The organism is Sphingomonas sp. FG14, assembly GCF_057809675.1.
Genome location: NZ_JBMDKK010000001.1, coordinates 1527323 through 1549685, shown reverse-complemented (window position 1 = coordinate 1549685; position 22363 = coordinate 1527323). Strand labels below are relative to the sequence as shown.

Genomic DNA, 22363 nt, shown 5'->3' with positions numbered 1-22363 from the left:
TTCCTTGACGTTTGCGAAGGCTATTCGCCGATCCAGTCGCCGAGAGTTGGCGTTACCAAACGCACGCCGCTGGATTTGTTGCTGACCATCCAGCCCCCGATAATGCCGGACTCACCGACCGTCGGCGTCTGATCGCAGCTTGTTGGGCGCGAATGTTCGATGGTGATATCACGGCCCGAGAAATGCCCGAGCAGCACGGATCTGACGCGCGCCGTCAAGAACGCCTTCCATCCATCGATGGGCTGCACGCTGGTCACTTCTATATCGAGAACAAGGGGGTTGGGTTTCTTCGCTAGTAAAACTGCAAGATTGTTCGGCAATGTTGTCATCAGATTGGAAGTTTGCGCGCGCGCTACCGTGCACGCATGGGTCGATGTCCAAAGCATTGTAGAACAACCGGCCAACACGATTTTGAGGACTGTCTTGCTCATGTCGAGAATTTGGACCGGAATAGTGTATTTTTGATGTTCATCGACCATTGGCTATGGATTGAATAAACGCGTTCCGCAGCCGCGCCGCTTCACGTCCGGTCAGCGGGCGACCCGAACCAGTTCCATATCCGGCTCCTTCCGGTCCGGCGTGACGAGAAAGGCCTTCAACTGCGCCTCCAGCAACGGCCGGTCGGTGAAATTGCAGGTCGATGCGCTGTTGGGATCGGTCGCCACGAAGCCGCCCGCGCGCTCGACCGCGGCGCGCACCGATCCGCCGCAGGGCAGCACGGTGACCATATAGCGTTCCTCGCGCACCTCCAGCAGCAGGAACAGCGCGCCGTCGTCATGTCCCTTGCCGTCCATCTTCTGGGTCTGGACGAGATAGCGCCGGTCGGCGGCCGGCCCGAAGGGCACGCTGACGATGCGCCACGGCGTTTCGGCGGTGATCGACTGGCTGCCATCGTCGTTCATGGCCACGCGAAGGACCTCGTCGCCCTCCGGCGGCGCGCCTGGCTCAACCAGGCGATAGTCGCCCGGCGGGATGGCGGCCTGGCCTTCGCTGGTGGCGTACCAGGGCTCCCCTTCCCAGCAGGCGGCCAGCAGCAGTGGTGCGATCAGCACCGCGATCGATCTCTGCATCTTCATCGTCCGCATTTCAGTTCATCCGCAATATGGCCGCGCCCGCCGCGATCACGCAAACCGCCGCGATCCGTGCGGCGCTGACGCGTTCCTTGAGCACCAGGCCCGAAATCGCGACGCCGAACAGGATCGATGTCTCCCTGAGCGCCGCGACCACCGCCACCGGCGCCATCGTCATCGCCCACAGCGCCAGGCCATAGGATGCCAGCGTGCCGATGCCGCCGGCGAGCCCCAGATGCCAGTTGCGCGCGGTATAATCGATGAAGGCGCGCCGCCGCGCCAGCAGTGCCCAGGCGGCGAGCGGCAGGCCGGTCAGCAGGAAGATCCACATCGTATAGGCGGCGGGCGCATCCGAGCGCCGCACGCCCAGCCCGTCGATCACCGTATAGCCCGCGATGACCACCGCATTGAGCAATGCCAGCAGCAGCCCCGCCCGGTTGCCGCCGTGCCGCCCGTCCGCCGCCATGCCGAAAATGCCCGCGCACAGCACCGCCACGCCGGCCCATGCGGATGCGGACAGCGGCTCGCCGATCCAGGCGGCGCTCGCCAGCGCGACGAGCAGGGGCACCGCGCCGCGCATCAGCGGATAGGCCTGGCTCATGTCCGCGACGCGATAGGCGGCGGCGACCAGGATGAAATAGACGATCTGGAACAGCGCCGAGACCGCGATGAACGGCCAACTTGCCGGGGCGGGCGCGGCCAGCAGCGGCAGCGCGGCCGCCGCGACCAGCGCCGCTGAGGTCGTCACCAGCACCGTCGTCAGCAGCGTGTCTCCGCCGCGCTTCACGATCACGTTCCACGTCGCGTGCAAAAGGGCGGCGAACAGGATCAGTCCGAAGACGGCGATCGGCATGGTTTGGCCAGGCGATGATTGCGGGGGCCGAAGCGGTATCAGACGTGGACGGCTATGCAAGGTCGCCGGGGATGTGCATTGCTGCGCCATCGATGCTGGAGAGCAGGACGCCGTGCCCGAAACCCGTGACCATCACCTGGCGCAGATCAACATCGCGCGGTTCCGCGTGCCGATGGCAGATCCGGTCAATGCCGATTTCATCGCCAATCTCGACCGCGTGAACGCGATCGCGGAAGCGACCCCCGGTTTCGTCTGGCGGCTGGTGGGGGAGGGCGGCAACGCCACCGATATCCAGGCGTTCGACGATCCCGACATGATCGTCAACATGTCGACCTGGACCGATATCGACGCGCTCGCGGCCTTTACCTATCGCGATCCCGCGCATCTGGAGATCATGCGCCGCCGCAAGGAATGGTTCGAGCGCATGGAATTCTTCATGACGCTCTGGTGGGTTCCCGCCGGCCATCGCCCGACGCCGGCCGAAGGCAAGGCGCGGCTGGAGCTGCTGCGCCAACGCGGGCCGAGTGAGGACGCCTTCACCTTCGCACAACCCTTCGGTCCGCCGGGCACCGGGCAGGCGACGCCACTGCTGGATCGTTGCGCCTAGCTTTAACCGGCGCCTGCCCTGGCTCGACGGGGCGATGGCGCGGGCGTGATGATCATGCGAGCCGCAATTCCCGCCACATCAGAATGAGGCGGATGGTGCCGGTGCCGACGAGCAGGCAGGCGAGGATCGTCATCGTCAGATGAGGCATATCGGCGCGGGCGGTAAAGCCCAGGATCTGGTAGATGACGAAGCCGATGATATAGAAGGCGGGCAGCGAGAGCTGCCAGGACGCGAGCCGGGCCGAAAGACCATAGTGCGCGACCGTCCACGCCGATACGGCTGCCGCTCCGAGCGCCGGATAACCTTGCACGGCGATGGCGGCTATCGGCGCCAGCAGCATATGAGCACCAATCGCCGTGCGATGATGCCATAGATGCATCGTGTCGACATATTTGCCGATCCGTCCAATGCCGAAAAACCCCGCCCAGCACAGAGCAAGGACGGGAATCAGGCCTTGCCACCATAATGGCCGGGGAATGAAGACATAGGCCGCCAGCCACCAGGTCGATGCGAGAAAGGGGAAGAGCGCTCCGCCCGACTCATTGGCGCGACCGGGTACGATGCCGCGTATTGTTGCCAGCGCGGCAAGCCCGATCGCCATCAGGCCAAGCAGAAGAATACCCGCCAGCGTAAACGGAATCGCCGTCGATAACAGCGCAATGGTCGGTAGTCCGGCCAGCCAGAAAATGTCGAGCGCGACGGCACGCCGATCTTCGTCCGGCGAGGCGATGAGAGCGCTCACCCGTGCGTTCGCATAGGTGCGAACAAGGAATATGATCAGGCTCTGACAGCCCGTGGCTGCCCAGATACCGATCAGCGCCCCCCACAATCGATGCGTGTCCCACAGCATCGCTCCGGCAACAGCGGCGGCCGCCTTCGCGATCAGCCCGGCGATCATGGTCCTGGAACCGGACGCCATCGGTGCGGCGCGTCCTTCCCACCACAGAACCGAGTCGGGGTTCAGGTAGAGCTCGACCGTGGGGTGTTCGCTTCTGATCTCGCTGAGCAGGTCGCGTATAGCGGACAGGCCGAACCAGTGCGCCGGCGACCAGTGCCCTGGCGGCGGCTTTGCAAGCCGTCGATAGGCATTGCGATAGAAACTGTCCGGTTTCGCAATCTTCGCCAGATAGAAGCAGTCGCGATAGCGCTGCATGACCTGTGCGACGGCCGGGCTGAGCTTCCAATCGCGCTCGCGGCGATGCCAGCCAAAAGCGTTGATCGCCGTGGCCAGGGCGGGATCGGATCGCGGAACCGCCTCGGCGAGCACGGCCGCAAGCCGATTTTCGGTATCGATCGCAAAATCGAGATCGCCCATATGATTGTTCGAAACGATCGAGCGGACGGCATCGTCAATATCGGTCGGAGCAGCTTCGTCGGTTTCGAACAGCAGCCTGTCCAACCGCGCGAACCGATCATCGATGCCGGCGGGCGCCAGTTCGAGATCGCCCGGATCGATCAGTTCCCTTGGGGCTTCACGATATGGAGTGCCGGGCTGATTCGGTACGGACGGATCATCCTCGGTGTCCGACATGTGTTCGTCTTCGAGATCGCAATCGTCATAGTCGCCATAAAGCGCCCTGAACTTCGCATCCTCGAACGCGTCGCGTAGCTCGCCGAATGCAGTGGGATTCCGATCGACGTCGATCGCCCTGAGCGCCCGGGCATAGGCGCGTTTGATCGCCCGCATATCTTCGGTCGGTTCCAGATTCAGGATGGACCAGCAGTCGCTCCGGCTCATTGAGAATGTTCGCTATCGATCTCGTTCGGTACGATGCCCTTATGGCATGTGGATCCCGCGCATCCACTATCTGGCATCACAGTTCGTCAAGCCGTCCAATCACCGCTTGACCCCATATGCCGCGAAGTTAAGCCCGCCACATGAGAACCACCGTTGTCGCCGCTCTCCAGATCGGCTCGGACCCGCGCGGCAAGGCCGCCACTTTGGAGGCCATTCTCGGCTTCGAGGCGGAGATCGCCGCGTCGGGGGCGTCGCTGGTGGTGATGCCGGAGGCATTGCTCGGCGGTTATCCCAAGGGCGAGGATTTCGGCACGCGGCTGGGCTATCGCCTGCCCGAGGGGCGGGCGGCGTTCGCGCGCTACCATGCCAATGCCGTCGATCTCGACGGGCCCGAAGTGGCGGCGCTGGCCGGCCTCTCCGATCGCACGGGCGCCGCGATCGTTCTCGGCGTGATCGAGCGCGCGGGATCGACGCTCTATTGCACCGCCTTGTTCATCGAGCCCGGCCGGGGGCTCGTCGCCAGGCATCGCAAGCTGATGCCAACGGGGCTGGAGCGGCTGATCTGGGCCAAGGGCGACGGATCGACCATGCCGGTGGTCGAAAGCCGCGCGGGCCGCCTGGGCGCCGCGATCTGCTGGGAAAATCATATGCCGCTGTTCCGCGCGGCGATGTATGCCAAGAATGTCGAGATCTGGTGCGCGCCCACCGTCGACGATCGCGACGTCTGGCGCAGCACCATGCGCCATATCGCGCATGAGGGGCGCTGCTTCCTCGTCAGCGCCTGCCAGGTGATGGCCTCGCCCGGAGAACTGGGCACGCAGGCCGACAGATGGGAGGCGGATCGCCCGCTGATCCGTGGCGGCAGCATGATCGTTGGCCCGCTGGGCGATGTGCTCGCAGGCCCGATCGAGATGGAGACGGCGCTGATCACCGCGACGATCGATGTCGCGGAACTGGCCGGTGCGCGCTACGATCTGGATGTCGTCGGCCATTATGCGCGGCCCGATATCTTCGAACTGCGGGTGAACGAGACGCCCCGGCCGGGGGTGGCGATGCGCGTCGATCCGGACGAGGCCGGCTGAGGAAGGGCTCCGCCCAACCCGCGTCATCCCAGCGAACGCTGGGATCTCCCGGCCAGATCGCACCTTGCCTTGCGGGAGATGCCGGCTTTCGCCGGCATGACGATTGGGTTTTGCGGTCGCGCTGGCCCGTTCAGAAACTCACCCGTGCCCCGGCCGTGAACATGGTGCCCACCGTGTCGTAATAGATGCTGCTGGTGGTGGTAATCGGCAGCTTGACGTCGAACAGATTGCTGACGTTGCCGAACAGCGTGAAACGATCGGCCACCTTGAATTGCGCGCCGATGTCGACATAGGTCCGCGCATCCACCCTGTTGTCGATCAACGTGGTCAGGAGGTGGTTGAACTTTCCGCCGCCGATATAGCGCAGCCGGGCGTCGAGCCCGAGCCGGTCATTCTGGTAATTCACGCTGAGCACACCCCGCCAGTGCGGCATGGCGTTGGCGGTGGCGTCGCCGGCATCGCCCGCCGTATCGACGCGGGTGAGGCCGGTATCGAAGATGAAGCGGTCGACATAGGTCGCCAGCACGCGGAAGCGGAGCGTGCCCGGCAGGCTCGCCTCGATCCGGTCCAGCGCGACCGAATAGGACGCCTCGAAATCGAGGCCGCGCGTTTCGAAGCTCGCGATGTTCTGCGCGTTGGAGAGCACCTGCGTCACCGTGCCGGTGGCGTCGCGGGTAATGCGCGCGCAGGCGGGAGCGCTGCCGCGTGCGCATGCCAAGGTGAGGTTCGATCCGGAGAGCGTGGCGATCGCCCCCTTCACCTTGATGTCGTAATAATCGACCGAGATGTCGAAGCCCTTGAGGAAGGAAGGCGCATAGGATGCGCCCAGCGTCAGCGTCTTGCCGATCTCCGGCACCAGATCGGGATTGCCGCCGCCATAGGTCGTCACCTGCGCCGGGTTCGGATTATAGCCCGGCGTGCCGGTGCGGCCGGCCGTATCCTGATCGACCAGTGGCCCGATGCCGATCGCGCGATTGGAGAAGAGTTCGCTGACATTGGGCGACCGGATGTCGCGCGATCGGGTGGCGCGCAGCAGCAGATCGTCGAACAGCCGCAATGTGGCGCCGGCCTTCCACGACCAGATGCCGCCACTGGTGCTGTAATCCGAATAGCGGACCGCGCCGTTGAGATCCGCCTTCACCGCGCCTTCGGCATTGATCAGCGGCACCACGATCTCGCCAAAGCCCTCCTTCACGCTGAACCCGCCCGATACGGGCGCGCCGAAACCCGGCAGGCCGAAGGCGCCGGCGGCGTCGAGCGTCCCGCGCGATCCGATCTGCTCCTCCCACCGCGCTTCCGCGCCGACGACGATGGTGACGGGGCCGGCCCAGAGCGACAGGGGGTCGCCTTGGATCTCGAACCCCGCCGAATCCAGCTTCGTCACGACATTCGAAACCTGCGTGCCGCGCACATAGGCGAGCGCTTCGGGCGTATTGTTGCCTTCACCGAACGGGTTGATCGGGCGGCAGGCGGGATCGTCGTTGCTCGCGATCGCATCGGCATTCACCGCGCAGACGATCTGGCCGTTGCTCGAAACCGCATTGATCGCCCTGGCGAAATTGGCGGCGATCCTGGAATTCTCGAACCGCGAGCGCGTGTCCACTTCGCCATGGCTGTAATGTGCGCTGTATTTCCAGTCCTTGCCGAAGCGGCCTTCGATCCCGATCGCGCCTTCCTTGTTTTCGCGGACCGAACCGAAGCGCATCGGGAACACGTCCATGAACACGCGCGACAGGGTGAAGCTGGTCTGGCCGGCGGCGGCGAGCTGGTTGCGGATGCCGGCGGACAGGAACGGGTTGCTTGCCTGGATCGTCAGCGGTGCGATCAGGAAATCGGGAAAGAACACATAGCTGGAGGTCGCTCGTCCATAAGCGACATCGGCCCAGAGCTTGGCGTTCCCGATCTCGTAGCTGGCACGGGCATAGGCGTTGAAGCGTTCGAAGGGGGAGGCGGCGTAAAGATCGTCGTACAGGCCGACGGCGTCGCTGCCGCCGACGCCCTGCGCATTGGGGCCGCTGAACGGGCGCAGCGTCCCGTCGTCATTGAAGGTCTGCCCCGCCAGTATGCCGCTGGCGATGACGCCGCCATGGCTTTGATAGGCGTTGACGTCGCGCGCCAGTTGCGTGCGCAGATCGGTCAGGCTGCCCGGCGAAACGCGCACGATGCCAGAACTGCCGAGATTGGGCCGCGAATTGCGGTCCGCTATGCCATTGTCATCGACATATTCGGCGCCGATCATGAAATGGCCGGCCCCGCCGGCGAAGCGCGTGCCGAAGCTGGCGTCGAAACTGAGGCGGGCTGCGTCGCCGCGCGACGAGATGCCGCTGGCCGCGCCGGCGGAAAACCCGTCGAGATCGTCGTTCAGGATGATGTTGACGACGCCCGCGACCGCACCCGATCCCCAGGCGGCGGATGCGCCGCCGGTCACCACCTCGACGCGTTCGACCAGGCCGGTCGGCACGAAATTCAGGTTGTTCTCGCCGGCGAACCGGCGGCCGTTGAGCAAGGCCAGCGTCCTGACATTGCCCAGCCCGCGCAGGTCGACGGGCGCCACGCCGGTCAGCGTGCCGCCGACGGTGACGGCCGGATTGATCGTCGGCCGGAATTGCGGCTGATCGTTCAGCACCTGCTGGAGATTGGCGCGCGCGGCCTGGCGGATCTCGCTCTTGCCCAGCACCGTGGTCGGCGTCGGCTGGGCGAAGCCGGCGCGTTCGACGCGCGACGCGGTCACGACGATCGCGGCATCCTGCTCGTCCTCGGCGGCCGCGCCCGTCGCCTGCGTTTCCGTGGCGCGAGTGATCGCGATCGCGCCGGAGGAATCGCGTTCGGCGACGAAGCCGCTGCCCGCCAGGATCCGGGCGAGCGCGGCGTCCGCCGCCACGACGCCGCGAATGCCCCTCGTCCGGGCGCCGCTCACCTCGTCGGGCTTGTAGATGATCTGGATGCCGGCCTGGCGGCTGAAGCTGTCGAGCGCGGTCTTGAGATCGCCGGCCGGAACCGAAAATGCGCGGTCCTGCGCGTGCGCTGGCGTCGATACCGCGATGACGGCGACGCCGGCGGCCAGGATGTTGCGAAATACATGGCTGGAATTCATCGGTCTTCCCCCCTTTTGACGGGCGGCTCCAGGGCGGCCCTGCAAGGTTGGACAGGCGAGGGGCGGATTACCCTTGGTCCTCATTCGCTGATTTCCAGCGTGTCGGCGGTTTCGCGGATCCTGAGGCCATAAGCCTTGCCCAGCAGGCGCGCGAAGGCATCGACATTGTCGGCGTCGAACCGGCCGCTGATCGTCATCCGGTCCAGCGCGCCCGATCCGATGCGCAACTGCCTGCGATTATAGCGGTTGAATTCCGCGGCGGCGTCCGCCAGCGCCGTCCGGTCGAACAGCAGGGTGCCGGTCCGCCAGCCCAGCGCGGCCGTGACACGGTCCTGCGAGTTGGGCAGGATCAGTGCGTTCGTGCCCGACGCCATCGCCTGGTCGCCGGGGCCGAGCAATCTGAGCGGGGCCACGCCCGCGACGGCCGGCTGGACGGGTTCGACGCGAACGCGCCCTTCGAGCACGCTGACGCGCATATCCACACCGTCGCGCCGCACCGAGAATTTTGTGCCGACGACGATCACGCGATGCGAGCCCGCCAGCACTTCGAAAGGCCTGGCCGGATCGTGCGCAACATCGAAAAAGGCCTCGCCGCGTTCGAGCCACACGCGGCGCCGGTCGTTCGCGATCTCCGCGCGGATCACCGTGTCGGTATTGAGCTCGACGCGCGATCCGTCGGCCAGCGGCACCGCCGAATGGCCGCCGCGCGCCGTCGCGAACCGTTCGGGCGCCGTGACCTGCGTCGATCGATGGAGGAGCAGCGCCGGCACGCAGAGCAGGAGCAGCGATGCCGCGACCGCCATCGGCCACCAGACGTGCAGGCGCCGGGGGCGAGCGGTCGCGCGGGCGGGCGCCCTGAGCGCCGTCAGCCGATCGGCCGCGCGCCAGGCGCTTTCGAGCCGGTAGAAGGAAACCTCATGCTCGATGCACTGGCCCAGCCAGCGTGCGAACGCGTCGTCGTCGCCCGCGCTCCAGTCGCCGCCGTCCTGGCGGGCCAGCCACATGGCGGCTTCCTGCTCGATGATCGCGGCCGTCTTCATGCGCCCCGGCTCCGTGCCCCGGCGCCATGAACCGTGCCCGGATCGGCGGGTTCGATTCCCTCGCGCATCATGTCCGCCAGGCCGCGCATGCCGCGCGTCAGATGCGCTTCCACCGTCTTCAGGCTGAGGCCGGTATGTGCGGCGATGTCGCGGTGCGACATGCCCTCGACTTTACGCAACATCACAATCTCCTGACAGCGCGCCGGCAAACGCGCGACGGCGGCGCGCACATGCCGCAGTTCGTCGCGCGCGACAGCATGGCGTTCAGGCGTCAGTTCCTCCGCGGGGGCGGGAACCTCCTCCAGATCCGCCACGAGTTCGAAGGAGATGATCGCCGCGCGGCGCGCATGGTTGATCAGCAGGTTCCGCGCCGTGGTGAAGACGAAGGCGCGGGCATTGCGTGGAAGTTCCTGGCATCCGGCCGCGAAGACCCTGGCATAGACCTCTTGCCGGAAGTCCGGGATGTCCTCGCCCGTCCGCCAGTTGCGGCGCAGGAACGCCGTCAGGACATGCTCGAGCGGCAGCACTTCCCGGCAGAACCATGATTTGACTTCGCTGCGCTCGACCATGTGCCTCCTGCTCCGACGACAATCGAGCGCGGCAAAACCCTTGGTTTCGAAAATGCCGGTGCGCGCGCGCTGATGGCCGGCGCGGGGATCGGCACAGGGTTCGGATGATCCCGATTGTCTTGCGCTCATGCGGGCCGCATCGAATCGGCTTGCCCAGCATTAGGCTATATAAATTAGCTTAAATTCGTAAATCGGCCAGTGAAGAGGAGTTTTTGGGGTGGTGGCAAAGACAAAAACCAGAATCGCATTAGCTTTGATGACCGCGCAGTTGTGTGTACTCGGTGATCCGGCGATCGCGGCCGCACTGCCGGCGGGGCAGGCCGGCGCGGTCGTGCCAGGCTCCGCCGAATGGGACATGCGTTCCGAAGCGACCGGGGCAACCTACAGGATCTCGGTCGCGGAGCCGGTCTCCGGCGTGCCTGCGGCGGGCGTTCCGGTTCTTTATGTCCTCGACGGCAACGGATATTTCGGTGCGGCGACCGATATGGCGCGCATCCAGGAACTGGGCATGGAAACGCGCGGTGCGCTGGTCGTCGCCATTGGCTATCCGCTGGGCGACGATCCCGCCGCCACGCGCGAGCGCCGCCGGTTGCAGCGGGTGATGGACCTGACGCCCGACGCGCCCAAGGGGGCGGAGGCGCTGGTCGCCCGCCAGATGGGCGGCGCGCCCGTCGGCGGTGCTGCGCGTTTCCTGCAATTCCTGAAGCGCGAACTCGAACCCGAACTGGCGCGCCGTTACCGGATCGACGCGTCGGACACCGCATTGTTCGGCCATTCGCTGGCCGGACGCTTCGCGCTCGACGTTGCCTTCACCCATCCCGAAAGCTTCCGCACGATCGTCGCGGCGAGCCCGTCAATCTATTGGGGCGGTGGCGATCTGCTGGCGCGCGAGAAGGATTTCGCGCGCCGCGTCGCGGCAGGCGGCAAGGGGCCCAGGCTGTTGATCACCGTCGGCGGACTGGAAGAGACGGTGCTCGACCTGCCGTTGCCGGGCGAGGCCGATCGTGCCGGCTATGCCCAATATGTTCGCGAGGCACGGACCGTGGAGAATGCCCGCGAAATGGCCGGCCGTCTGGCGAAGTTGCCGTCCGGATCGGGCTTCGTCGCGGATTTCGCGCTTTTCGGGGGCGAAACCCATGTCAGCACCGTGGCCGCCGCGCTGGCACGTGGCATCCGCTTCGCGTTCGCCGCATTCGCATTTCCCAAGGCGGACGCCGGGGCGAACGGCGGGCGCTGATCGGCCCCGGCCATATAGCCGCATGGCATGCCCCGCCCATCGCCGGCGATGGCGGCCGATATGGCCGGTATTGTAGGGTGTACGATCGCCGGCGGGCAAGCTAGTTGGATTAGCATCCGCCGCGCGGGTCGCGACAATGAAGGTGACGGGAAGATGGATCAGGTGTCTCAGGGAACGAAGGCGGACGCCGGAACGGGCGGGGCGCTCAACTGGCTGCTGATCGGCCTCGCGCTCGCGATCGGCCTGGCTCTCGCCTGGGGCACGACGACGTTGCCGGCGCCCGCGCCCAGGTCTGCGCCGGCCAGCGCCTTCTCGGCCGAACGCGCGATGGACGATGTCCGCGCGATCGCGGTGCGTCCGCATCCGATCGGTTCGGCGGAGATCGAGCAGACCCGCGCCTATCTGATGACGCGCATGCAGGCGCTGGGGCTCGATCCGCAAATGCGCACGCAGACCGCGATCACGACGCATCCGCATTTCAAGGATCTGGCGCTGGCCGGCCGCGTGCGCAACATCGTCGGCGAACTGAAAGGTCGCGATCCCAAACTGCCCGCCGTGATGGTGATGGCGCATTACGATACCGTGCCGCATTCGCCGGGCGCGGGCGACGACACGTCGGGCGTGGCCGTCGCGCTGGAGACGGCGCGCGCGCTCAAGGCGTCGGGCGGGCTGCAGCGCTCTGTGATCTTCCTGATGACCGATGGCGAGGAAGCCGGGCTGCTCGGCGCGAGCGCCTTTTTCCATGACGATCCTTTGCGCGGCCGCATCGGTCTGGTGATCAACCTGGAGGCGCGCGGCGACAATGGCCGCAGCCAGATGTTCCAGACCAGCCCCAACAGCCGCGGGCTGATCGAGGTCTATCGCGACGTCGTGCAATCACCCTCGGCGGATTCGCTCACCGCGACGCTTTACAAGCGGATGCCCAACGACACCGATCTCACCATCCCGCTGATGAAGGGTTATGCTGGGCTGAATTTCGCCTTTGCCGGCAACCAGATGGCCTATCACACCCCGGTCTCGACGCCGGAGAGCCTGAGCGTCGGCAGCCTGCAGCATATGGGCGATCAGGTGCTGCCGACGGTGCGCGCCTTCGCGCAGGCGGGGACACTGCCCAAGAGCCTCGACGAGATGGTCTATGCCGATCTGCTGGGCCTGACCTTCGTCTCCTATCCCTCATGGTTCGGCTGGCTGCTCGCGCTCGTCGCGGTCGGCACCGCCTTCGGCGCGCTGGGGCTGGGCATTGCCCGGCGCCGCATCGCATGGAAAGAGGCGGCGCGGGGTGCCGGCGGATTGCTGGCGTTGCTGCTCGGCATCGCCACCGCGCTGCTCGTCGAACTGCGTCTGGCGTCCTTCCTGCTGAAGGACGTCGCCTCGCCCTATGCGCTGATCGCGCAATTCGGCTGGCTGCTGGCCGCCGCCGGGCTGATCGCGGGCGGCACGGGCGTGCTGCTGCTGCGCGCGGCTGCCGATGGCAAGCGTCGCGCGGCCGCGCTCTGGCTGCTCGGGGCGGGATTGCTGTGCGGCGTGCTCGGCAGCTTCAGCCTGGTCGCGATGGCGGTGGGGCTGGTCGCGGCCCTGCTCGCCTTTGTCAGTTTCGGCCGGCCGGCGGGGCTTGCGGGGTTCTTCGCGGGCGCGGTCGCGCTGGTCGCGCTGTTCACCGTCGCGCTCCAGATTGCGCTGCCCAATGGCGCGCATGCATTAGTCTGGCCCTTGCTGCCGCTGGCCGCCGTCTCGGCGCTGCTCGTGCTCGCGCCCGAACGCGCGTCGCGCACGTCTGCGCTGGCGGGCATCGCGGTTGCGGCCGCCCTGCTCATCGGGCTGATGGCGACGCAGAGCTATGGCTTCTTTGTGCTGCTGGGCCCCATGCTGCCGATGATCGTCACGCCCTTCGTCGCTCTGGCCGCGCTTGGGCTGGCGCCGCTGTTCTGGTCGCTCAGGGGATCTGCCTGGACGGGGGCGGCCGTGCTTGCGGCCGGCGTGCTGTTGTGCGTGTTCACCGGCATCCATGGGCGCACGCCGACATCGGCGACGCCCGAACTGGTCCAGGCCTTTTACCTGACCGATATCGACAAGCGCGCCAGCTATTGGGTGAGCACCAAGCTCGATCCCTTCGGCTGGACGAAATCGGTGCTGGAGCAGGATGGCGGCACTGCGAAGCGCCGGCCGATGGAGCCGCTGTTCAAGGATCCGCTGCTGGCGGCACATGGGCGGCAATCGGCGTTCGTTCGCCCGATGCTCGATCTGTCGATGGCCGGCGAGGGCGCCGCGCGGCGGATCAATCTGCGCGTCGCCAATGCCAATGGCGGCCGTTACTTGCAGATCTTCATGAAGCCTTTAGCGGATATGGCGGGCCTGACGCTGGAGGGCCGGCCGCTGCCGGGCAAGCTCAGCGCGGGCAAATGGTCGCAATTCCCATTCTATGCCAGTGGGACCGATCCGGTGACGCTGACGGTGGCACCGGGTACGCGCGGGCAGCTTGAGGTGGAACTGGTCGAGGTTCGCGACGGCTGGCCGGCGGGCGCGAAGGTGCCCGCGCGGCCCGCCAATGTGGTGCCGGTCGGCCGGGCGGATACGAGCATGATCCTCGCCCGGTCCAAGCTCGCCTGGTGATCGCCGCTATCGCAGCAGGCTGAGTGCGAGCGACGCCGCGCGCGATTGCAGCCTTTCGAGTTCGGCCACGCCGATCGCGGTGGCCGAACCCGAATAGGGCCAGACGAGCGACACCAGCACGGTGCCGAACATCATCGAGAAGAAGCCGGGATCGGGATCGGCCGTGAACACACCATCGGCGGTGCCGCGCCGATGCGCGGCGCGCAGCGCGCCGACCATGCGCGAGACGCCGTCGAGCCGGGGCGTATCCTCGACCGCGCCCAGCGCGGTCGAGATCGGGCCGAAACCGCCCGGCGTCGCCAGGTCACGAAGGATCATCCGGCCATAGGCAGGCTTGTTCGCGAAGAACCAGACGAGGCCGCGCGCCCAGCTTTCCATCCATGCGACCGGATCGAGCGCGGGATCGGGGCTCAGGAACTGCGCCAGTTCCTCCACCATCGTGCGTGCGAGCTCGGCGATGATCGCCTCGCGGTTTTCGAAATGGCGGTAGATGGAGGGAATCCGGATGCCGACCGCATCGGCGATATCCTTCAGGCGCATCTCCTCGACGCCGTCGCGCGCGATCAGGCGCATCGCTTCCTCAAGGATCAGGCTGCGGGTGCCGACCGGTTCGTTCTGGCGTAGCCGCCGTCGCGGCGTCCGTTCGCTCATCAATCCTTCCCAGACGCTTTTCGGAAAGGCTAATTGTCATAGCATTGGGGGCGCTGTCCATGCGCGCGTGCCGATGCTCTTGTCGGCGGGCGCGGTTTCGTATCAATTGGCGGGCTATGCATCGCTATGACGAACGCGCCCTGTGGCTGGCCCGCAACGTGCTTCCGCACGAGCCGGCCTTGCGCGCCTGGCTGTCGCGGCGGCCGGTGGACGGGCTGGATATCGACGATATCGTGCAGGAGACCTATGCGCGGCTGAGCACCACCCAGTCGGTGGAGGAGATCCGCAATCCGCGCACGTACCTCATCACCACCGCGCGGTCGGTGATCCTCAGCCATATCCGCCATGCCCGCGTGGTGCCCATGCATTCGATGACGCAGCTCGAGGCGATGGACTTCGTGTCCGACGAGCCCGATCCCGAAACCGTCGCCGCCGATCGCGACGAACTGCGCAAGCTGGCCGAGGCGATCGCGCAATTGCCGCCGCGAACGCGCGAGGTGTTCGTGTTGCGCCGGGTGAAGGCGATGTCGCAGCGTGAAGTGGCGCGGGAACTGGGCATCGCCGAAAGCACGATCGAAAAACAGATGAGCAAGGGCTTTCGCCGGCTCGCCGATATCCTCGGCAGGGGTGGAAAAACGGACGCTGGCGCGTCTAGGGAAACAACGGAAGGAAATGCCGGGACTTATGCACAGAGAGACAAGCCAGGAGATTGACGCCGTCGCGGCCGATTGGGCGGCGCGGATCGATCGCGGCGCGCTCTCTCCGGCGGACGAGGGTGCGCTGGACGCGTGGATCGCGGGCGATGCGCGCCGGCTGGGTGCGTTCATGCGCATGCGCGCGGTCGCGCTCCAGTCGAACAGCGCGAAGGCGCTCGGCCCCGATTTCGATCCCGAGGCCTTTGCGCAGGCGGAGCCGTCCGCCGCCACGCCGATCACGCGCCGCCGCATGTTCTGGCTGGGCGGATCGGCGGTCGCGGCGTCCGCATTGGGCGCGGTCGGGCTCGGCCTGATGATGCGCGACACGGTTTACGAGACCAGGCTGGGCGAGATGCGCGTGGTGACGCTGGAGGACGGATCGGCCGTTACGCTCAACACCGCCTCGCGCATCCGCGTCGCCTTCGCCGATGCGCGGCGGACGGTGACGCTGGAGGAGGGGGAGGCGCTGTTCGATGTCGCCAAGGATCCCGCGCGCCCGTTCATCGTCGAGGCCGGCGGCACCTCCGTCCGCGCGGTTGGCACCAGCTTCTCGGTGAAGCGGCTGAACGACGCGCCGGTGGAAGTGCTGGTGCGCGAAGGCATTGTCGAGGTGGCGCAACCAGCGACGCACCGGCCGGTGCGGATGACCGCGAACATGCGCATCGTCACCAGCCATGCGGTGGCGCAGCCGGTCGCGATCGCGCAGACCGAGGTCGATCGCGAGACCGCGTGGCGCAGTGGCCGCATCGCCTTCGAAGGCGAGCCGCTGGCCCAGGCCGCCGCCGCATTCGGCCGTTACAGCGATACGCGGATCATCATCGAGGATCCCGGCATCGGCCGTGAGGAGATCACCGGCCTGTTCGCATCGAACGATCCCGTCACCTTTGCAAAGGCGGCGGCCGCGAGCCTGGAGCTGAAAGCGACGATCGGGCCGGGCGAGGTGAGGCTGTCGCGCTGACGCTTCGATCCGTCTTTCCTTGTCATCCCCGCATGCGCGGGAATGACAGGATAGAGGCATTGCGGGTGAAGCGGCGGCGCAATCCAGAGTATTTCCGCTGCCTTCGGTTCGCCCCCGGATATATTTCAAATTTTTTTCAGTAGCGGATAGCGGATTTGGAATCGGCCGCGCGTCTAGGCCCGAACGCCCGCAGCAAGCGGGCTCTGGGGGGACGGATATGACACGGAAAAAGACTATTTCGACCTTGGCGGCCGCCTGCGCGATCGCGGCTCTGGCGCTGGGCCAGCCCGCTTATGCGCAACAGCGCCGCTTCGACGTGCCGGCGCAGGATGCGCGCCAGGCGATCCCGCAATTCGCGCGTCAGGCGGGCATCCAGATCTCCGCACCGACCGGCCGGCTGCGCGGCGTGCGCACGCATGCGATCAAGGGCAATCTGGATGCCCGCGCGGCGCTGCGCGCGATGATCGCGGGCACCGGCCTGTCGATCGCCAGCGACGACGGGTCGATGATCATCCTCAGATATGGCGAGGCGCAGCGCCCGACTTCGTCGGTGGCGCCGGCCGAGGCCGCGCCCGAAACCGCGGAGGCCGACCCATTTGCCGATAGCGAGATCATCGTCACCGCCGGCAAGCGCAACGAGCGGCTGCTCGACGTGCCTTTCTCGATCACCGCGCTCAAGGGCGATACGCTGACGCGCAACGGCGAAGTGCGGCTGGAGGATTATGCCGCGCGCGTGCCCGGCCTGAACGTCACCAACAACGCCACGGGCGGCGCGCAATCGGGCGTCAGCATTCGCGGCATCACCACCGGATCGGGCAATCCCACGGTCGCCGTCTATATCGACGACACGCCGGTCACCACGAGCACCTTTTTCGGCGGCGGCAATTCGATCCCCGATCTCGATCCCAATGATCTGGAACGGATCGAGGTGCTGCGCGGGCCGCAGGGCACGCTTTACGGCGCGGCCAGCCTTGGCGGGCTGATCAAGTTCGTCAACAAGGCGCCCGATTTCCACAATGTCGGCGGCCGGGTCGAGATCGGCGCCACCGCGATCGACGGCGGCGATGTCGGCGTGTCGGCGCGTGGCCGCATCAACCTGCCCTTGAGCGAGACGGCGGCGGTGACCGCCAGCGGTTTTCACCGAGTCGATCCCGGATTCCTCGACGATCCTGCGCGCGGGCGTAAGGATCGCAACCGCTCGCTCTACGACGGCGGCCGGGTGGCGCTGGCGCTGAAGCCGACCGAGACGATCAGCGTCAACCTGTCCGCGCTGCACCAGCGGATCCGCATCAGGGGCAATCCGGTCATCGATGTCGATCCCGTCACCGGACGGCCGATCGGTGGCGACCTGGTTTCGGCGCCGGTGCCGGGCACCGACAGATCCAACGCGTCGCTCTGGCTGTTTGATCTCGCGATCAAGGGGGATTTCGACGGGTTCGAACTCGTCTCCGACACCAGCTACAGCCGCCGGCGCTTCAGCAGCGTCGTCGATTATTCGCCGGTGCTGGGACCGCTCATCACGCAATTCTTCGGTGTGCCCGGGGCGGGGGGCGGGCTCGTCTCCCAACTGGGTGCCAACAAGTTCACGCAGGAAGTGCGGCTCACCTCCAGCGCGTCGGGGCTGCTCGGCTGGCAGGTCGGCGCCTATTACACGCGGGAAACCAGTACGCTGCACCAGGAAACGAGCAATCTGGACGGCGCGACGGGGGCGGTGTTGCCCACGGTTCCGCTGCTGCTGTCGGTCGACGGCCCGACGCGGTACGAGGAGATTGCGGGTTTCGGCAATCTGACGCTCAACCTGAGCGAGCGTTTCGACGTGCAGGCGGGACTCAGATACAGCCATAACAGCCAGCGATCCCAATCGATCACCGATGGGCTGCTGACCGGTGCGGGCGTGATCCCGGCCTCGTCCTCGGAAAACCAGCTCACCTTCTCGATCAATCCGCGCTTCCGGATCAGCAACACGCTGATGGTCTATGCCCGTGTCGCCTCCGGCTTCCGGCCCGGCGGCCCCAATGCCGGGCTGACCGGCCCGTTCGCCACCTATGGCGCGGACAAGGTGATCAACTACGAACTGGGAACCAAGGCCGATCTGTTCGATCGCATGCTCAGCCTCGACCTCGCCGGTTTCTTCATCGATTGGGACGATGTCCAGATCCGCGGGACCGATCCGGTCACCGGGCTCAACTTCTACCGCAACGGCGGTAAGGCGCGCAGCAAGGGCGTGGAGGGATCGTTCGTCCTCCGGCCTGTCACCGGCCTGACGATCAACGGCAATATCGCCTATACCGACGCCTATACGCGTTCCGCATCGGCGGCGCCGACCTTCGCCAATCCGGGTGATCGCCTGCCGAACACGCCGAAATGGGCGGGGCTGCTCGGCGCGGAATACGGCTTCGCCCTTGCCGAAAGCTGGAACGGCTATGTCGGCGCCAATTACCGCCATGTCGGCAGCCGGCTGGAGATCTTCACAGCGAGTGCCGCGATCCCGCGCTTCGTGCTGCCCTCCTACGACACGGTGGACCTGCGGGCCGGCCTGTCGCACCAGGGTTACGCACTGGACATCTATGTCCGCAACGTCGGCGATACACGCGCCTTTCTCAGCAATTCGGGCACCGGCGCGATCCAGCGCATCGCGATCATCCAGCCGCGAACCTTCGGTGTCTCATTGTCGAAGACATTTTAATCCAAATAGGTTTGTTTAGGTAAAATATTAAAACTGGATCGGCGTTCTGGCCTGATGGCCATGGATGCCGGGACATGCGATCGAAGGGGAGCAATCCGATGACGAAATTGAAGATGAGGTCTGGCCTGGCCTATGGCGTCGCGCTTTTCGCGGCCGCCTGGGCGATCGGTGCGCATGCCGAGGACAAGCCGGCCGCTGCGCCGGTGGCGATCGGCGATTATCACATGCATATCCAGGGGCCGGCGATCACGGACAGCCTGAAGCGGATCAAGGCCACCAAGCCCGAGTTGTTCGAGGGCATGTCCGACGATCTGATGAGCGAACGCAGTGGGGCCGACGCTCTGGCGGTGCTCGACAAGTCCGGGGTCCGCCAGGGCACCCTGTTGTCGGTCGCCTATATGTTCTCGTCACCGCTGATGCAGCCAACGCCCGCCGACATGCCGGCACTGACGCGGCAGGAGAATGCCTATAATGTCGCGGCCGGCCTGGCCTCGCACGGCCGGCTCCAGGCGTTCATCTCGGTCAATCCGCTTGCATCCAACGCGATGGACGAACTGAACTACTGGCGCGACCGGCCGGGCGTCAGCGGGCTGAAGCTGCACCTGGCGAATAGCGGCTTCAATCCGCGTTCGGACGCTGATCTCGAAAAACTCGCCGCTGTCTTCGCCTTTGCAGGGCGCAACGCGCTGCCGATCGCGATCCATGTTCGCAATGCCAAGGATTATACGACCGACGATGCGAACGCCTTTATCGAGCAGGTGCTGCCGGGCATGGGCGACGTGCCCGTCCAGATCGCGCATGGCGGTAGCTGGGGCGAACTCGACCAGGCCACGGTCGACGCGCTGTCGCTCTATGGCGATGCGATCGCGAAACGGGCCAGGGGCACCAAGAACCTGCGGATCGAACTGGCCCTGGTTGTGGTGAACGACAAGACCGATCCTGCGCTAGCGGCGTCTTTCGTGAAGGTGATGCGCCGGATCGGCATGGACCGCTTCGTGCTGGGATCGGACTGGCCGGCGATCTATACGCCCGACCAGTATTATGCGCTGTTGCGTACGCAACTGCCGCTTGAGCCGGCGGAATGGGCGGTTATTTTTGGCAATGAGGCGCCGTATTTCAAGCAACCCAGGCATCGCTAGAGTGATTTCGAGGCAGGTGGAACCACCTGTTGGCGCGGAAGTCACAGCAGACAAAGGGTGCTTTTTGGGGGGCGGTTCGATCCTAACCGGGTTGATGGCAGGCATGTTCGGCCGGTAGCGGGAATCCGTCGATGGCGGACGGCGTTGTTGCTTTCCGGCCCCAATCGCCTAAATAGGACGTACCATCGTCGCTTGCGACGGAAATGACGCTCTTTGAGCGACGTTTGCCTGTTCTCGCGCTATGGCTCCGTGCGCTGTTGCGATCGGAAAACATATCCCAAAGGCGGATCATCCGATCGCAAACGCGAGCCTGCTTGGCGCGCCTGGTGCACGATGATGCTGAAAGAGAAAGGAGAAACATGGCATCCTATAAGGACCCCGGTTTCAATGAACGTAATGCACTCGCCCGCCAGGCGAAGCAGAAGGCGCTCGACATGCTACGCGCAAAGCCCGCCCCGACCGAGGCGGAGCTTGCCGAGCGCGCTGCCGCACAGCTGAGGCGCGAAGCGGCGGAAGCCGAGAAGCGCGAAACGAAGCGGTTGCGCGAGGAAGCGCAGAAGGCCGAACGCGCGGCACGCGCCGCCGCTGCCGTCCAGGCCGATGCCGATGCCGCCGAAGTGGCGCTCAGGCGTGAAGCCGAACAGAAGGCGGCGCGAGACGCGCGCTACGCCGCCCGCAAGAACCGTAAATAATCCCGCGCGGGCTACCAGCCCGCGCGCAGATCCTCCGCCAGGCCGCGCACCGCGGTCGCAACCAGTTCGCCACCCGCTTCGGGCGTTGCCAGAAGCGGGTTCGAACCCATGCGTCCGTCCGGGTGGCGCTGCCGGAAATCGGCGGCTTCACGCACCGGGCCGCTGGATGCGATCTCCGGATCGCAGGCGGCCTGCTTGATCTGATCGGGGTAGCGCCACTGCGTGATCGCGATTTCCGACGGCGTCGCATGGCTGCCATGGCCCTTGGGGAATTGCCGTTCGGCGAGTTTGGCGACGCCCGGCAGGTCCCACCAGTTGCGCAGGCGCAGCGTATAGCCGAGCGATCGGCGGGCGAAGCTCGCCTCCGCATAGATCTCCGAGAACGCCGCCTCGATCGTCGGCACATTGCCGCCATGGCCGTTGAAGAAATAGAGGCGGGTGAAGCCGTGTGCGGCCAGCGATCGGGCCCAGTCCGCGATCGCCGCCATGAAGGTGGAGGGGCGCAGCGAGATCGTGCCGGGGAAGGCAAGGTGGTGCTGCGCCATGCCGATGTTGAAGGTGGGAGCGACCAGGATATCGCTGTCGCGCTGCGCTTCGTGCGCGATGATCTCGGGGCAGAGCCAGTCGGTGCCGAGCAGCCCGGTGGGGCCATGTTGCTCGTTCGATCCGATCGGGATCACCACGGTCTGCGATCGATCGAGAAAGGCGGTGATCTCGGGCCAGGTCGACATATGGAGCAGCATCGGGAATCCCTTTTCAGGCTTGAGGCGAAGGGGTGGGGCGCCGGCCCGCGAGCGCGGCCAGCGCGGCGCCAGCAGCGACCAGCAGGCAGGCGATGGCCAGCCGCCCGCTCGCCGCGGCATGGCCGGTGAGCACGAGCAGGCAGGTGGAGAGCACGGGCGCGGCAAAGGCGAGGATGCCAAGCAGGCCGACGCGGCCGTGCTTGGTGCCGAGATCCCATGCCAGGAAGGCGAGGCCGAACGGCCCGATGCCGATGGCGAGGATAATCAGCGCCTGCGACGTGCCCGGCCAGGGCAGGGGCGAGCCGCCCAGCGCTAGCGCGGCGCCGCCGATCAGCGCGACCAGGCCGAAGATGCCGATCAGCGCTTCGCTCGGGATCGCCGCATAGCGTGCGTTGCGGATGCTGTAGCGGGTCCAGACGATCGCGGCGGCAAGGGCTGCGGCATGGCCCGGTTCGGGCCGTGCGAAGCCACCGGGCTGGTACAGCAGCAGCGCCACCCCGGCAAAGCCGATCAGCGCGCCGGGCAGGGTGCGCAGGATCCGGCTGCGATCGGCGAACACCGCGATCAGCAGCGGCCAGAGATAATTGATCAGATTGGCCTCGGCGGCTGGCGCAGCGCGCAGCCCCTGGAAATAGAGCAGGTGATAGCCGGCAAGCGACAGTCCGGCCTCGATCACGAAGGCGCGCGGCAGCCGGCGGATATCGAGCAGCGCGGTGCGCCCGGTGGCGGCGAGCCATAGCGCGCCGGCCAGGAAGGCGATGCCGAACGCTGCGGTCATCAATTGCAGCGGACCATAGGCGGTGGCCCCCATGCTGAGCGTGGCGAGGCTCGCCCAGAGCAGGATGGCGACGGCGCCGATGGCGGTGGCTGGGCCAGAGCGGATCATGCCGCGTCGAAAC

Annotated in this window: 19 protein-coding genes; 9 read left to right on the top strand and 10 right to left on the bottom strand. The window is 66.3% G+C overall.

Going from position 1 to position 22363, the window contains the following annotated elements; all coding sequences use genetic code 11:
- Nucleotides 1-20: 20 nt before the first annotated feature.
- The 3 genes from ACODTA_RS07290 to ACODTA_RS07280 all read right to left on the bottom strand — a co-directional run bounded on the left by ACODTA_RS07290 (nt 21) and on the right by ACODTA_RS07280 (nt 1923).
- On the bottom strand, nt 21-431 hold the full coding sequence (locus ACODTA_RS07290; RefSeq protein WP_489065197.1) for a hypothetical protein: 411 nt from the start codon (nt 429-431) through the stop codon (nt 21-23).
- A 99-nt stretch (nt 432-530) separates the two neighbouring features.
- Entirely contained in the window at nt 531-1070 is a 540-nt protein-coding gene (locus ACODTA_RS07285) for a hypothetical protein (protein ID WP_489065196.1), read from the bottom strand.
- A gap of 16 nt (nt 1071-1086) precedes the next feature.
- Entirely contained in the window at nt 1087-1923 is an 837-nt protein-coding gene (locus ACODTA_RS07280) for an EamA family transporter (protein WP_489065195.1), read from the bottom strand.
- Between the two features lie 112 nt (nt 1924-2035).
- Between ACODTA_RS07280 and ACODTA_RS07275 the strand changes: the two genes are divergently transcribed.
- Nucleotides 2036-2530: a DUF3291 domain-containing protein gene (locus ACODTA_RS07275; protein WP_489065194.1), complete on the top strand. Its 495-nt coding sequence runs from the start codon at nt 2036-2038 to the stop codon at nt 2528-2530.
- A 52-nt stretch (nt 2531-2582) separates the two neighbouring features.
- Here the strand turns inward: ACODTA_RS07275 and ACODTA_RS07270 are convergent, their stop codons facing one another.
- On the bottom strand, nt 2583-4268 hold the full coding sequence (locus tag ACODTA_RS07270; RefSeq protein WP_489065193.1) for a J domain-containing protein: 1686 nt from the start codon (nt 4266-4268) through the stop codon (nt 2583-2585).
- A gap of 140 nt (nt 4269-4408) precedes the next feature.
- On the opposite strand from ACODTA_RS07270, the gene ACODTA_RS07265 reads away from it, so the two are divergent.
- On the top strand, nt 4409-5350 hold the full coding sequence (locus ACODTA_RS07265) for a carbon-nitrogen hydrolase family protein (RefSeq protein ID WP_489065192.1): 942 nt from the start codon (nt 4409-4411) through the stop codon (nt 5348-5350).
- Between the two features lie 130 nt (nt 5351-5480).
- Here ACODTA_RS07265 and ACODTA_RS07260 read toward each other — a convergent pair whose 3' ends face one another.
- The 3 genes from ACODTA_RS07260 to ACODTA_RS07250 form a co-directional block, all read right to left on the bottom strand.
- On the bottom strand, nt 5481-8444 hold the full coding sequence (locus ACODTA_RS07260; protein WP_489065191.1) for a TonB-dependent receptor domain-containing protein: 2964 nt from the start codon (nt 8442-8444) through the stop codon (nt 5481-5483).
- 80 nt (nt 8445-8524) lie between these two features.
- Nucleotides 8525-9484: a FecR family protein gene (locus tag ACODTA_RS07255; RefSeq protein ID WP_489065190.1), complete on the bottom strand. Its 960-nt coding sequence runs from the start codon at nt 9482-9484 to the stop codon at nt 8525-8527.
- Nucleotides 9481-10182, bottom strand: coding sequence for an RNA polymerase sigma factor (locus ACODTA_RS07250; RefSeq protein WP_489065188.1), 702 nt, complete (start codon nt 10180-10182; stop codon nt 9481-9483). The genes ACODTA_RS07255 and ACODTA_RS07250 overlap by 4 nt, the downstream gene beginning before the upstream one ends.
- A 127-nt stretch (nt 10183-10309) precedes the next feature.
- Here ACODTA_RS07250 and ACODTA_RS07245 point away from each other — a divergent pair, with 127 nt between their 5' ends.
- Both ACODTA_RS07245 and ACODTA_RS07240 read left to right on the top strand, forming a co-directional pair.
- Nucleotides 10310-11290: an alpha/beta hydrolase gene (locus tag ACODTA_RS07245; protein WP_489065187.1), complete on the top strand. Its 981-nt coding sequence runs from the start codon at nt 10310-10312 to the stop codon at nt 11288-11290.
- Nucleotides 11291-11443: 153 nt separating this feature from the next.
- A complete protein-coding gene (locus tag ACODTA_RS07240; RefSeq protein WP_489065186.1) occupies nt 11444-13900 on the top strand; it encodes a M20/M25/M40 family metallo-hydrolase in 2457 nt (818 codons plus the stop codon).
- Nucleotides 13901-13906: 6 nt separating this feature from the next.
- Here the strand turns inward: ACODTA_RS07240 and ACODTA_RS07235 are convergent, their stop codons facing one another.
- Nucleotides 13907-14551, bottom strand: coding sequence for a TetR/AcrR family transcriptional regulator (locus ACODTA_RS07235; protein WP_489065185.1), 645 nt, complete (start codon nt 14549-14551; stop codon nt 13907-13909).
- 116 nt (nt 14552-14667) lie between these two features.
- Here ACODTA_RS07235 and ACODTA_RS07230 point away from each other — a divergent pair, with 116 nt between their 5' ends.
- The 5 genes from ACODTA_RS07230 (at nt 14668) to ACODTA_RS07210 (ending at nt 20721) form a co-directional block, all read left to right on the top strand.
- Complete coding sequence (locus ACODTA_RS07230; protein WP_489065184.1) at nt 14668-15264, top strand: RNA polymerase sigma factor; 597 nt, start codon at nt 14668-14670, stop codon at nt 15262-15264.
- The gene (locus ACODTA_RS07225) at nt 15236-16204 is read left to right on the top strand and encodes a FecR family protein (protein ID WP_489065183.1); all 969 of its coding nucleotides are present in this window, start codon (nt 15236-15238) and stop codon (nt 16202-16204) included. The genes ACODTA_RS07230 and ACODTA_RS07225 overlap by 29 nt, the downstream gene beginning before the upstream one ends.
- Before the next feature lie 217 nt (nt 16205-16421).
- The gene (locus tag ACODTA_RS07220; protein ID WP_489065182.1) at nt 16422-18890 is read left to right on the top strand and encodes a TonB-dependent receptor; all 2469 of its coding nucleotides are present in this window, start codon (nt 16422-16424) and stop codon (nt 18888-18890) included.
- 98 nt (nt 18891-18988) lie between these two features.
- Nucleotides 18989-20029 (top strand): amidohydrolase family protein, encoded by a 1041-nt coding sequence (locus ACODTA_RS07215; RefSeq protein ID WP_489065181.1) that lies wholly within the window; start codon nt 18989-18991, stop codon nt 20027-20029.
- A gap of 359 nt (nt 20030-20388) precedes the next feature.
- Nucleotides 20389-20721 (top strand): DUF6481 family protein, encoded by a 333-nt coding sequence (locus ACODTA_RS07210; protein WP_489065180.1) that lies wholly within the window; start codon nt 20389-20391, stop codon nt 20719-20721.
- 11 nt (nt 20722-20732) lie between these two features.
- Here ACODTA_RS07210 and ACODTA_RS07205 read toward each other — a convergent pair whose 3' ends face one another.
- Together ACODTA_RS07205 and ACODTA_RS07200 are read right to left on the bottom strand one after the other, a co-directional pair.
- A complete protein-coding gene (locus ACODTA_RS07205) occupies nt 20733-21464 on the bottom strand; it encodes a creatininase family protein (RefSeq protein WP_489065179.1) in 732 nt (243 codons plus the stop codon).
- A 13-nt stretch (nt 21465-21477) separates the two neighbouring features.
- On the bottom strand, nt 21478-22350 hold the full coding sequence (locus ACODTA_RS07200) for a DMT family transporter (protein WP_489065178.1): 873 nt from the start codon (nt 22348-22350) through the stop codon (nt 21478-21480).
- Between the last annotated feature and the right edge of the window lie 13 nt (nt 22351-22363).